Genomic DNA, 12087 nt, shown 5'->3' with positions numbered 1-12087 from the left:
ATGAACATATTAAAAGTAAAAACTTTGATCTGTTTTCAAAATCAAAAAGAACAGTGGAACGTGACGAACCTTGCGGTGACGCTTGGAGAGGAAAAGTATGCAGTCAGCCGTGTGCTGACTGTTTTGGAGAAGGAAGGTTTGATTGATAAAAGTAATCGGAGAAAGCCGATACTTACGAAAAAGGGAAAGATGGCGGCGGAAGCGTACAGTCAGAAAGTAGAACTGGTTATTGGACATCTGCTGAGTACCGGGGTTTCGCAGGAGGTGGCGAGGGAAGATGCCGTGACGATTGCGTCGTACTGCAAAGAGGAGACGTTGGAAGCTCTGAAAAAAGAAGAGATTGCAAAGCGGGTAAAATACGGATTTCGGGAAGGAATGGAATTTGACGGAGAGAGGCTCAGCAGAAGATATCCAGATGGAAATTATCCGATTCCGTTTACCATTTTTCAGAAGGAGCTGCATCGGGAGCATGAAGCCTCAGTGTGGAATGAGCGGTTTGAAAATCCTTGTATTTTAAATATACAGAATAAAAATGGGAAATTGTATCTGCGGATGCTGGAGGAGTATCGGGAATATGAGTTTGCATATTGGGATGGACAAGCATGGTGTGAGATGGAAAGACAGGGCAAATTGCTGGCTTTTCGGGCAGACAAAATCCGGTTTCAGAGCATTGCAGGTGAAAAAGGAAGGATGCTTTCAGGAAGGATCTGGATTCAGATTTTTGATGGGGACGATGAGAAAGAGCTTTTGTTTGCCGTATATATTGCGTAAAAAAGTTGCGAGTTGCAACAAAAAGAAAATTATGATTTAAAGTAAAAAAAAAGAAGAAGAACGCGATTTGTTGCGCGGTGCAACAAAAAAAGATTTTTCTTTCGAAAAGAAGTGTGATATAGTCAGTTCAGCAATTTAAGTTGCTTTTTTTAATGCCTACTGGTTAGTTTAATCTAACAAATAATAGTTAAAGGCAACATAATAAAAAGGAGGATATGAAAAATGAAGCATAAGACCATGAAATCAATGGTGAGAAGAATGGCCGCGCTTGCGATGGCTGCGGTGTGTACATTTAGTCTGACACAAGTAAATACGGTAAAAGCTGCTGAAAAACTAGAGGCAGGAGATTATGTGGTGCCGATTACATCGCTCAAGAGCAAAGCTCCGATTGCTGCGGTAAATGAGGCGTTCAACAAAGCGTTTGGAGAGAGTGCCAAGGTGACTGTAGACGGGGAAGGAAATATGACAGCAACTGTTGAAAACAATCACATGGTAATCAACATGATGGGAGAATATCATGCGAATGTTTTAACTGTAGAGGGTGCGGAATATCTCTCTTACAAGACAGAGCAGTCTTCTACAACATTCGGAAATCCGGCAGCAATTGCAAACATCGAAGTGCCGGAAAAAATGCAATTTCCGATTACACCTTCTGACGATGGTGTGTGTGAATTGAAGATTACAGTAGATTTTATGAACAATTTGATGGGTGGAGGGAATCCATATCCGACGGTTGTGACACTGACATTGGACTTTTCGAATGCACAGGTGGATACAAGTGCGCTGAGTGATCTCTTGAAATCTTATGAAGATCTCGTGAAAGAAGATTATACAGAAGATTCATGGAGCGCGTTTGAGGCGAAAATGAAGGAAGCAGAAGGATTGCTTGCAAATGGCGGAGCATCGGCAGCAGAAGTCAATGAGATGATTGCTTCTTTAAAAGATTTAAAAGGGAAATTGCAGTTGGTAAGTGATCTTCCGGAAGCAGATTACAGCAAAGTGGATGCGGCGATTGCGTCAGTTCCGAAAGACTTGACAAAATATACAGACGGAACTGTGAAGGCGCTTCAAAATGCATTGCAGACAGTTGTGCGCGGTCTGAAGCAAAATGAGCAGAATAGAGTAGATCAGATGGCAGCGGACATTGAGGCGGCAGTCAAAGGCTTGAAAGAAAAGACAACCTCAGACAATAGCAACACAAACAACAACAGTGGTAATAACAATAATGCCAATAACAATACGAACAATAATACAAACAATAACACGAATCAAAACGCAGGAAGCACAACACTTGACAAAGACCATTTGAAAGATGGTATTTATGAAGTCCCGGTATGGCTGTGGCATGCGACAAAAGATCAGGCGTCTATGGCGGCGCAGTCTTTGAACAGCACCGCAAGAATCGTTGTGAAAAATGGCGTGAAGACAATGTATATTTACACAAAATCCATGACATATGGAAACATTGAAGCGAGTCTTCAGGAATTAAAAGTGGCTGATGCCAACGGAAATTATACAAATGCTACTGTGGAGGAGAAAAATGCTTCTGGAAATCCGACTTGTTTCTCATTTGTACTTCCTCATACACAGGAATATCTGAATGTAAAAGTGAATCCGCATGTGGCGATCATGGGACACCAGGATATTGAAGCAAGACTTCGCATTGATTACTCAGCGCTGAAATTAGTTTCTGAAGATGCGAATGACACTACTGTTAAGGTGACAACTCCTGCATCTGGAAGCAGCTATGGAGCATCAAGTGCACCAAAGACAGGAGACTATGATAATTATGCGGCAATTCCGGTTGTTATGCTTATAGCAGCAGCTGCCGGTGTGATGACAATGGTTTACAGAAAGAGACAGGCGAAATAAGATGAAACGATTAAAGCAAATTGTTTTGGGATTGGGAATGGCAGCTGCGATTGCGGCTGCCCCTGTTCCTGTTTATGCGATGGAAGATGGAGCTTATACGGTAGGGAGAACAACATCCTATGCAAATCCGGAGACGGGACAGACTGTAGATGGCGGGACGAACATTGCACTTGGAGACAGTATGTGTGAGAGTATTGTGGAGGACAGTGCGCTGGTAGAACAGTTTCAGGGGAAAACGTATGTTACGCTTGGAATTGGTCTGATGTCAAATGTGAGTGATGTACGTATGCAGATACAGGGGACAGACGGAACTTATCGAGATGTGGAAATTACACAGACCGGAAGTTGTGAAAGAGATGGAGATACGTTCAATCACTATCGGTTTGAGGTGGATTCGGCAGATAATTATATCAGTCCGATCTTGTATGTAGAACCGATGGGAAGAGACGTACAGTTCTTTGTGAAACTGGATATGGCATCTGCACAGGCAGGGACAGGAAATTTTGTAAGTGAGATGATATCGGCAGAAGAGCCGCAGACTGAAGAAGAGCCACAGACTGAAGAAGAGCCGCAGGTGGCAGATGAAGAGCAGACTGCAGATGAAGAACAGGTGACAGAAAAAGCAAACACAAATAAAGTGCCGGTTGGACAGATTGCAGTCGGAGCTGTCATTGTGCTTGTGATAGGTTCTTTGGTTGTGTTCGTAAAGAAAAGGAAATAAGAAATGAAAAAGATAAAGTTGATTGCAGCCTTGTTATCCGTACTGTTTTTGACCGGATGTGTGGATCAGTCAGGAAATCAAAGTGCAGACAATGATACAAAAGAAAAGCGGATTGTGGCGACTTCGGTGGCGACTTGTGAGATTCTTGACAAACTGGAAGTAGAAGGAGTTGTCGGAGTTCCGAAAACGGACAGTTATTCTATTCCGAAACGCTATGAAAATGCAGAAAGCGTCGGTTCTCCGATGGCTCCCGATATGGAAATCATAAAATCGTTAAAACCGGATATCGTTTTAAGTCCGAATTCTCTGGAAGGAGAATTAAAGTCCCAGTATGAAAATATAGGAGTTGAAAGTTATTTTTTGGATCTGAAAAGTACAGAAGGAATGTATCAATCGATTCTTGCATTAGGAAAGATGCTGGGAAAAGAAGAAGAGGCAGAGAAGCTTCATCAGGAATTCGAGGATTTTAAGACCAATTTCGCACAAAAGCATAATGAGCAGGAGCCTCCTACGGTGCTCATATTGATGGGGCTGCCGGGATCTTATGTGGTGGCAACAGAAAGCAGTTATGTCGGAAGCCTTGTAAAGCTTGCCGGAGCTGTCAATGTATACGGAGATGGCGACGGGCAGGATTTTCTGAATATCAATCCGGAAGATATGGTAGAGAAAGCACCTGATATCATCCTTCGGACTTCTCATGCGCTTCCGGAGCAGGTGAAAAAAATGTTTGCGGAAGAGTTTGCGACGAATGATATTTGGAAACATTTTGAGGCGGTGCAAAATGCAAGAGTATATGACCTGGATAATGAAAAGTTTGGGATGAGTGCAAATTTCCAATATGAGGAGGCGCTAAAAGAACTGGAAATATTTTTGTATCAGGAGGGAACAAATTGATTAGCATAAAAAGAAAAATAATTTCATTTCTGATTACGGGAGCAGCATTGATTGTGCTGTTCCTTGTTGCTGTTAATACGGGAAGCTTAAAAGCATCTCCGGAACAGATTTTGAGAGGATTGTTTGTAGCGTATGATGAGACAGTCGCTACGATATATTCACTGCGATTTCCGAGAATTTTGATTGCGATGCTCGCCGGTGCAGCGGTAGCTGTATCAGGTGTCATGCTTCAGGCGGTAATGAAAAATCCGCTGGCAGATCCGGGGATCATGGGAATTAGCTCCGGCGCGGGAATGGCGGCAGTGCTTGTGACGGCATTTGCGCCATCACTGTATCTGGCGGTTCCTGTATTTGCGTTTTTAGGAGGTGTCTTTGCATGTGGACTTGTGTATCTGCTTTCCTGGAAGGGGGATTTGAGTCCTCTCAGGGTGATTTTGACCGGTGTGGCGGTGAATGCATTTTTTACTGGGCTGATGTCCGCCGGAGAAAGTATGATGGGAGCGAATTATAGTGGGGCAGCTAGTATCGTGAACGGGAATATTACGATGAAAACATGGGAGGATTTTCGGATGCTTTTCATCTATGCAGTGATTGGGCTTGTTTTGGCTGTCTTTTTAGCGTCAAAATGCGATATTCTTGGATTGGAAGATCAGACAATCCGCTCACTTGGAATTCGAGTCAATGCGGTGCGTCTTATAGTGTCTGCAGCAGCTGTACTTTTGGCATCAATCAGTACTGCGGTAGTTGGAAGCATCAGTTTTCTGGGACTTTTAGTGCCACATATTGCAAGGCTGCTGGTCGGAAACAGTCATAAGGTACTCATTCCTTACACGATGCTCCTCGGGGCGTTTACGCTATTGCTCGCCGACACAATCGGGCGTACGATTGCGTATCCATACGAGATTAATGCGGCAGTAGTTATGGCAGTGATTGGAGGTCCAAGTTTCATTTTATTATTAAGGAGGTCAAAGACAGAACTATGAATGAGCAGAAATTGATCTATGAAGTGCAGAACCTTTCTTTTTCCTATGGAGAGCATCAGGTACTTCGGGAAATGTCATTTTCACTGCAGAAGGGGAAGATCACAACTCTGATCGGTGCGAATGGCTGTGGAAAATCTACATTGTTTCAGCTGCTGACAAGGAATTTAAAGCCTGATCAAGGGGAAATTTGTCTTTATGGTGAAAATCTTCGGAATATGAAACTTAAGGATCTGGCAAAAAAAGCTGCGATTGTGCACCAGTATCATACGGCACCGGCAGATTTGAGCGTGGAGAAGCTAATCGGCTACGGGAGAATTCCTCATCGAAGAACCGGAAGCTTTAAGATGAGCGAAAAAGATGTGGAAAGAGTAGAATGGGCGATGGAGGTGACACGCACAGAAAAATATCGAAACCGTCCGGTCTCAAAGCTGTCTGGGGGACAAAGGCAGCGGGTGTGGATTGCGATGGCACTCGCACAGGATACAGAGCTTCTGCTTTTAGATGAGCCGACAACCTATTTGGATGTGCGGTATCAGATACAGATATTACAATTGGTGCGCAGATTGAACGAGGAATATGGGCTTACCATTGTCATGGTGCTGCATGATATCAATCAGGCATTGTATTATAGCGATGAGATACTCGCAATGAAAGAAGGAAAAATGATTGGACAGGGAGGTCCTGAGGAAATTTTGACGGAAGAACTGTTAGAAGAAATCTATGGCGTCAGGCTGCCGGTTTTTACTGTGGAGAAAAAGCCGTTTATATTGGCGGTGTAGACAAAAATAGAAAATGAAAAAAGATGTTGACATCTAATAGACGTTAGAGTATACTAACCGTGTAAAATGAAATTGTTTATCATTATCAGAAAGAAGAGGTGTGTATGATGCCGTTAACGATGGTGAATCCAGGAGAAGAAAATGTAATTAAAAAAGTCGGTGGAAAAGAAGAGACAAGACGATTTTTAGAAAATCTTGGCTTTGTTACCGGCGGAGTAGTTACCGTAATCTCTGAAATCGGAGGTAACATGATTGTGAATGTGAAAGATTCCAGAGTTGCGATTGGGAAAGATATGGCAAACAAGATTATGGTTTAGTGATGAAAGAGGGCGAAAAGAGATGAAAACGTTAAAGGAGGTAGCCTGCGGTAAGACCGTCAAGGTAAAGAAACTGACTGGTGAGGGACCGGTGAAGCGAAGAATCATGGATATGGGGATCACAAAAGGAGTCGAGATTTTTGTGAGAAAAGTAGCGCCGCTTGGTGATCCGGTGGAAGTAACAGTAAGAGGATATGAATTGTCGTTGAGAAAAGCAGATGCTGAGATGATAGAAGTAGAATAATTTTTTTGGCAAACGGTTAGTTAAAACTAATAAAAACGAGATTCGACAAACATAAAAAAGGAGAGAGAAGATGTCAGTAAAGATAGCACTAGCAGGTAATCCAAACTGCGGAAAAACAACGTTGTTCAATGCTCTGACTGGTTCAAACCAATTTGTAGGAAACTGGCCTGGAGTAACAGTAGAAAAAAAAGAAGGAAAACTGAAAGGTCATAAAGATGTTATTATCATGGACCTTCCGGGAATTTATTCTTTGTCACCATATACATTAGAGGAAGTAGTGGCAAGAAACTATTTGATTGGAGAGAGACCTGACGCCATTATTAATATCGTAGATGGTACAAATATTGAGCGAAACTTATATTTGTCCACACAATTGATGGAACTTGGCATTCCGGTAATTATGGCAGTCAACATGGTAGATGTACTGCAAAAGAACGGAGACAAGATCTATACAGATAAGCTGAGCAAAGAGCTTGGCTGTGAAGTTGTCGAGATTTCAGCATTAAAAGGAACAGGAATTCAGAAAGCTGCGGAGAAGGCAGTAGGGCTTGCGCAGAAGAAAAAAGCGATGACGCCGGTACATGCATTCTCAGAAGATGCTGAAAATACGATTAAGACAGTTGAAAACATGCTGACGGGAACTGTTCCGGAAGAACAGAAGAGATTCTTTGCAATCAAGCTGTTGGAAAAAGATGATAAGATTCAGGCACAGATGAAATCTGTTCCGGATGTATCCGCAGAGATTCAAAAAATGGAAGAACTGTTTGACGATGACACAGAAAGTATCATTACAAATGAGAGATATGTATATATTTCTTCTATTATTCATGACTGTGTCAAGAAGAATAAACAGAATAAGATGACAACATCAGATAAGATCGACCATATCGTGACGAACAGATGGCTTGCGCTTCCGATCTTTGCGGCGGTTATGTTCCTTGTATATTATATTTCGGTCACAACGGTTGGAACTTGGGTGACAGATTGGACCAATGATGTATTGTTCGGAGAAATCATTCCGCCTGCGATTGAAAAATTCCTGGTCGGTATCGGCTGTGCAGGATGGCTTCAGGGATTGATTCTTGACGGTATTGTGGCTGGTGTAGGAGCAGTTCTTGGTTTTGTACCTCAGATGCTTGTGTTATTCTTGTTCCTTGCATTTTTGGAAGCATGTGGATATATGGCGAGAGTTGCGTTTATCATGGATAGAATTTTCCGCAAATTTGGACTTTCCGGAAAATCATTTATCCCGATGCTGATCGGAAGCGGATGTGGTGTTCCGGGTATTATGGCGTCGAGAACGATTGAAAATGACCGTGACCGTAAGATGACAATCATGACGACAACATTTATTCCATGTGGAGCAAAACTTCCGATCATTGCATTGATTGCGGGAGCGTTGTTCGATGGCGCATGGTGGGTTGCACCAAGTGCTTACTTTGTTGGAATCGCAGCAATCATCTGTTCCGGTATCATTTTAAAGAAAACAAAGATGTTTGCGGGAGATCCGGCGCCGTTTGTAATGGAACTTCCGGCGTATCACTGGCCGACAGTTGGAAACGTACTTAGAAGTATGTGGGAAAGAGGCTGGTCATTTATCAAAAAAGCTGGTACAATTATTCTGTTATCTACAATTGTATTGTGGTTCTTGATGAACTTTGGATGGGTTGACGGTTCATTTGGTATGTTGGAGGCAGAACAATTGAACGACAGTATTTTGGCTCACATCGGAAGTGTGATTGCACCGATCTTTGTACCACTTGGATGGGGCGACTGGAAAATGGCAGTTGCGGCAGTTACAGGATTGATTGCTAAAGAAAATGTAGTTGGTACATTTGGTATTTTATTTGGATTTGCGGAGGTAAATGCAGACAACGGTATTGAGATCTGGGGACAGCTTGCAGGAAGTATGACAGCGGTTGCGGCTTACTCATTCTTAGTGTTCAACCTTCTTTGTGCGCCTTGCTTTGCGGCGATGGGAGCAATTAAAAGAGAGATGAATAATGCAAAATGGTTCTGGTTTGCAATCGGATACCAGACAGGTCTTGCATACATTGTTTCACTTTGCATCTACCAGATTGGAACATTGATCAGCACCGGAACATTCGGCGCTGGAACTGTAGTAGCGTTTATATTAGTAATTGGGTTTATTTATCTGCTTGTCAGACCATACAAAGAAAGCAAGACATTAAATGTCAATATGAAAGGTATGGTAGGAGCAAGATAATTGACAGACCGATTGATTTTGAAATGGAGGCGGTAATATGGGAACAGCAGTTGTTGGCATTGCGTTAGCTGGAATCGTAGCACTGATTATCAGAAAAATGATTCGAGATAAGAAGAATGGAAAATCAATTCAATGTGGTGGAGACTGTAAACACTGTGGAGGACATTGTCACTAAAGATGAGGAGTGAGACTGGATGCAGAAAGAGGCTATCATTCAAAAATTGAAAGAACGGGGATGCAGAATTACAAAGCAGAGATTGATGTTGCTTGATATTATTATGGAGGAAGATTATTCCTGCTGTAAGGAAATCTATTACCGCGCATCACAGTTAGATCCTCAAATTGGGATTGCGACGATATACAGAATGGTAAATACATTAGAGGAGATCGGAGCGATCAGCAGAAAAAACATGTATAAGATTTCGGATGTATGTGAGTGTGACGGTCAGAATGGATGTGTCATTGAGTTTGAAGATCATTCTGTGTGCCGGCTGTCATCAAACAAGCTTCAGTCGGTGATGCTTGCAGGACTGAAGGCATGCGGTTATGTGAATGAACAGAAAATTAAACACATTGCTTTGCAGTCATGCCCACATATGTAGGAGAAGAGGAGAATGACACAGCTTGGGAGGACTCGGCGGTGGCATTCTCCTTTTGGTTGTAGAGAAAATAGATGATAAAATTTATCGATAGTGTGAAAAAAACTGGAATTTGTCGAATCATGGGAATATAATCAATGGATAAAATTATTCTAGGAGGTATTTATGATGTTAGATTGTTTAAAAGGTATCAATTTTAAGAAAACAGGTATTTTCGCGGCAGGTGTGTTATTTGGGACAGCAGGAATCAAGCTATTATCAAGCAAAGATGCAAAGAAACTTTATACAAATGGAACGGCAGCGGTGCTTAGAGCAAAAGAATGTGTCATGAAGACTGCAACTACTATTCAGGAGAATGCAGAAGACATCTACGAAGAGGCAAAAGCAATCAATGAAGAAAGAGCAGTAAAAGAAGAGCAGGAGTTTGAAGAGGTACAGACAGAAGAAACTACGGAAGAAGCTGTGGAAGAGACAGTGGCAGAATAGAGGCGACAGCAAGTGAGATTTATCATAAAACATGAGATGAAAGGCAGAATGCGAATTCATCTTCTGCAAAACAGAATGACTTATGAGCAGGCAGATATTTTGCTGTATTTTTTAACAAACATGAAAACGGTTTCATCAGCGAAAGTGTATGAGCGCACGCAGGATGCTGTCATTCGCTATACCGGTGACCGAGAGGTCATTATAGAAGAAATGAAGAGATTTTCTTATGAAAAGACGGAGGTGCCAGCGGGACTTTTAGAAAATTCCGGCAGGGCGTTAAACGCTGCTTATCAGGAAAAGTTAATCAATAAAGTTTTGTTTGGGTATGCAAGAAAATGGTTTCTTCCATATCCGGTAAATGCCCTTTATACGACGGCAGTATCGTTAAAGTATATTTACAAAGGTTTAAAGGTGTTGTGTAAAGGAAAGATTGAAGTTCCGGTTCTTGACGCAACAGCGATTGGGGTTTCCATTTTGCGAAATGATATCGATACGGCAGGTTCGGTCATGTTCCTGCTGGGAATCGGAGAAATTTTAGAAGAATGGACACATAAAAAATCAGTGGATGATCTTGCGAGAACAATGTCGTTGAATGTGGGGAAAGTATGGCTTAAACAGGGGGAACAAGACATTCTTGTTCCGGTGTCTGATATTCAGGCAGGAGATCAGGTTGTTGTACATATGGGGAATGTCATTCCGTTTGACGGCACAGTGGCAGATGGTGAGGCGATGGTCAATCAGGCGTCTCTTACCGGAGAATCTCTCCCGGTGAGAAAAGTACAAGGAAGTTCTGCGTATGCAGGAACCGTGGTGGAAGAAGGCGAAGTGACGATTGCGGTCAAAGCAGTGGGCGGATCCAGCCGATTTGAAAAAATAGTCACAATGATCGAGGAATCGGAGAAGCTGAAATCTGCATTGGAAGGCAAGGCGGAGCATCTGGCGGATAAACTTGTGCCGTATACACTTGCGGGCACAGCGCTGACCTATCTTTTGACACGTAATATCACGAAAGCACTTTCCATATTGATGGTCGACTTTTCCTGTGCATTAAAGCTTGCGATGCCGATTGCTGTCCTTTCAGCGATTCGAGAAGCAGGCGTGCATAATATTACAGTAAAAGGCGGTAAGTTTTTAGAGGCAGCGGCAGAGGCGGATACGATTGTGTTCGACAAGACAGGAACACTCACAAAAGCAAAGCCTACTGTAGTGGATGTCGTTTCGTTCAACGGAGAAGATCCGGATGAACTACTTCGGATTGCAGCATGCATGGAAGAACATTTTCCGCATTCTATGGCAAAAGCAGTCGTGAACGCTGCCAAGAAGAAAAAATTGGATCATGAGGAAATGCATTCGAAAGTGGAATACATGGTTGCACACGGAATTTCCACGATGATCAATGAGAAAAAGGCAATTATCGGAAGCTATCATTTTGTCTTTGAGGATGAAAAATGTATGATCCCAGAGGGGAAAGAAGCGCTTTTTGCATCACTTCCGGTGGAATACTCTCATCTGTATCTTGCGATTGAAAAAGAATTGGCAGCAGTCATCTGCATTGAAGACCCTCTCCGAGAGGAGGCGGCAGATGTCATTGAAATACTGCGAAAATCAGGCATTTCAAAGATCGTGATGATGACAGGGGACAGCGAGCACACTGCGGCAGCGATTGCAAAAAGAGTCGGTGTAGATGAATATTATTCAGAAGTACTTCCGGAAGATAAGGCTGATTTTGTGGAAAAAGAAAAGACAAAAGGCAGAAAAGTCATTATGATCGGAGATGGCATCAACGACTCACCGGCGCTTTCGGCTGCTGATGTAGGAGTCGCAATCAGTGACGGAGCAGAGCTTGCAAGAGAAATTGCCGATATTATGATTGGTGCAGAGAACTTATATGAGCTTGTAATATTAAAGCAGCTGAGCGATGGACTGATGAAACGGATCAAAAGAAACTACCGATTTATTGTTACTTTTAATGCAGGACTGATTTTACTTGGGGTGAGTGGGATCTTACAGCCGACTACGTCAGCATTGTTCCATAATATGTCAACACTTGGAATCAGCCTGAAGAGTATGCAGGATTTGCTGTAGTCACATATTAGGAGGCGAAAGGATATGAAAAAACATAGATTTTGGGCATGGGCAATGATAGGATGCCTTTTTATGACATTGTACACAGGATATAAACACAAATAGTGGT

The 12087-nt window shown here is 42.5% G+C and carries 13 protein-coding genes; all 13 read left to right on the top strand.

Annotated elements, in window-relative coordinates:
• The 13 genes from ACTQXY_RS06575 (at position 1) to ACTQXY_RS06515 (ending at position 11978) form a co-directional block, all read left to right on the top strand.
• On the top strand, positions 1 to 771 hold the full coding sequence (locus ACTQXY_RS06575) for a MarR family transcriptional regulator (RefSeq protein ID WP_441658819.1): 771 nt from the start codon (positions 1 to 3) through the stop codon (positions 769 to 771).
• A gap of 222 nt (positions 772 to 993) precedes the next feature.
• Positions 994 to 2643 carry an NEAT domain-containing protein gene (locus ACTQXY_RS06570; RefSeq protein ID WP_441658818.1) on the top strand — a complete coding sequence of 550 codons (1650 nt, stop codon included), beginning with the start codon at positions 994 to 996 and terminating at the stop codon, positions 2641 to 2643.
• Position 2644: 1 nt separating this feature from the next.
• Complete coding sequence (locus ACTQXY_RS06565; protein ID WP_441658817.1) at positions 2645 to 3364, top strand: heme-binding Shp domain-containing protein; 720 nt, start codon at positions 2645 to 2647, stop codon at positions 3362 to 3364.
• Positions 3365 to 3367: 3 nt separating this feature from the next.
• Positions 3368 to 4258, top strand: a complete 891-nt coding sequence (isdE, locus tag ACTQXY_RS06560) for a heme ABC transporter substrate-binding protein IsdE (protein ID WP_441658816.1) — start codon at positions 3368 to 3370, stop codon at positions 4256 to 4258.
• Positions 4255 to 5241: an iron chelate uptake ABC transporter family permease subunit gene (locus tag ACTQXY_RS06555; RefSeq protein ID WP_441658815.1), complete on the top strand. Its 987-nt coding sequence runs from the start codon at positions 4255 to 4257 to the stop codon at positions 5239 to 5241. The genes isdE and ACTQXY_RS06555 overlap by 4 nt, the downstream gene beginning before the upstream one ends.
• Entirely contained in the window at positions 5238 to 6020 is a 783-nt protein-coding gene (locus ACTQXY_RS06550) for an ATP-binding cassette domain-containing protein (RefSeq protein ID WP_441658814.1), read from the top strand. The genes ACTQXY_RS06555 and ACTQXY_RS06550 overlap by 4 nt, the downstream gene beginning before the upstream one ends.
• Positions 6021 to 6124: 104 nt before the next feature.
• Positions 6125 to 6337, top strand: coding sequence for a FeoA family protein (locus ACTQXY_RS06545; RefSeq protein WP_004612879.1), 213 nt, complete (start codon positions 6125 to 6127; stop codon positions 6335 to 6337).
• Positions 6338 to 6359: 22 nt separating this feature from the next.
• Entirely contained in the window at positions 6360 to 6581 is a 222-nt protein-coding gene (locus tag ACTQXY_RS06540) for a FeoA family protein (protein WP_004612878.1), read from the top strand.
• A gap of 70 nt (positions 6582 to 6651) precedes the next feature.
• Positions 6652 to 8808, top strand: coding sequence for a ferrous iron transport protein B (feoB, locus tag ACTQXY_RS06535; RefSeq protein WP_441658813.1), 2157 nt, complete (start codon positions 6652 to 6654; stop codon positions 8806 to 8808).
• A gap of 37 nt (positions 8809 to 8845) precedes the next feature.
• Entirely contained in the window at positions 8846 to 8983 is a 138-nt protein-coding gene (locus ACTQXY_RS06530) for a FeoB-associated Cys-rich membrane protein (RefSeq protein WP_004612876.1), read from the top strand.
• A 19-nt stretch (positions 8984 to 9002) separates the two neighbouring features.
• A complete protein-coding gene (locus ACTQXY_RS06525) occupies positions 9003 to 9410 on the top strand; it encodes a transcriptional repressor (RefSeq protein WP_441658812.1) in 408 nt (135 codons plus the stop codon).
• Between the two features lie 165 nt (positions 9411 to 9575).
• Positions 9576 to 9893, top strand: a complete 318-nt coding sequence (locus tag ACTQXY_RS06520) for a DUF6110 family protein (RefSeq protein WP_441658852.1) — start codon at positions 9576 to 9578, stop codon at positions 9891 to 9893.
• Between the two features lie 48 nt (positions 9894 to 9941).
• Positions 9942 to 11978 carry a heavy metal translocating P-type ATPase gene (locus ACTQXY_RS06515; RefSeq protein ID WP_441658851.1) on the top strand — a complete coding sequence of 679 codons (2037 nt, stop codon included), beginning with the start codon at positions 9942 to 9944 and terminating at the stop codon, positions 11976 to 11978.
• Positions 11979 to 12087 lie beyond the last annotated feature (109 nt).

Source organism: Faecalimonas sp. LCP19S3_D12, from assembly GCF_052121495.1.
Classification (GTDB): domain Bacteria; phylum Bacillota; class Clostridia; order Lachnospirales; family Lachnospiraceae; genus Faecalimonas.
This window is presented reverse-complemented; position numbering and strand designations above follow the sequence as displayed.

What these genes read in the sequence shown, in the direction of transcription:
- ACTQXY_RS06550 (WP_441658814.1), top strand. Translation starts at nt 5,238, where the DNA reads ATGAATGAGCAGAAATTGATCTATGAAGTGCAGAACCTTTCTTTTTCC.
- ACTQXY_RS06565 (WP_441658817.1), top strand. Translation starts at nt 2,645, where the DNA reads ATGAAACGATTAAAGCAAATTGTTTTGGGATTGGGAATGGCAGCTGCG.
- feoB (WP_441658813.1), top strand. Translation starts at nt 6,652, where the DNA reads ATGTCAGTAAAGATAGCACTAGCAGGTAATCCAAACTGCGGAAAAACA.
- ACTQXY_RS06570 (WP_441658818.1), top strand. Translation starts at nt 994, where the DNA reads ATGAAGCATAAGACCATGAAATCAATGGTGAGAAGAATGGCCGCGCTT.
- ACTQXY_RS06525 (WP_441658812.1), top strand. Translation starts at nt 9,003, where the DNA reads ATGCAGAAAGAGGCTATCATTCAAAAATTGAAAGAACGGGGATGCAGA.
- ACTQXY_RS06515 (WP_441658851.1), top strand. Translation starts at nt 9,942, where the DNA reads ATGCGAATTCATCTTCTGCAAAACAGAATGACTTATGAGCAGGCAGAT.
- isdE (WP_441658816.1), top strand. Translation starts at nt 3,368, where the DNA reads ATGAAAAAGATAAAGTTGATTGCAGCCTTGTTATCCGTACTGTTTTTG.
- ACTQXY_RS06530 (WP_004612876.1), top strand. Translation starts at nt 8,846, where the DNA reads ATGGGAACAGCAGTTGTTGGCATTGCGTTAGCTGGAATCGTAGCACTG.
- ACTQXY_RS06575 (WP_441658819.1), top strand. Translation starts at nt 1, where the DNA reads ATGAACATATTAAAAGTAAAAACTTTGATCTGTTTTCAAAATCAAAAA.
- ACTQXY_RS06540 (WP_004612878.1), top strand. Translation starts at nt 6,360, where the DNA reads ATGAAAACGTTAAAGGAGGTAGCCTGCGGTAAGACCGTCAAGGTAAAG.
- ACTQXY_RS06545 (WP_004612879.1), top strand. Translation starts at nt 6,125, where the DNA reads ATGATGCCGTTAACGATGGTGAATCCAGGAGAAGAAAATGTAATTAAA.
- ACTQXY_RS06520 (WP_441658852.1), top strand. Translation starts at nt 9,576, where the DNA reads ATGTTAGATTGTTTAAAAGGTATCAATTTTAAGAAAACAGGTATTTTC.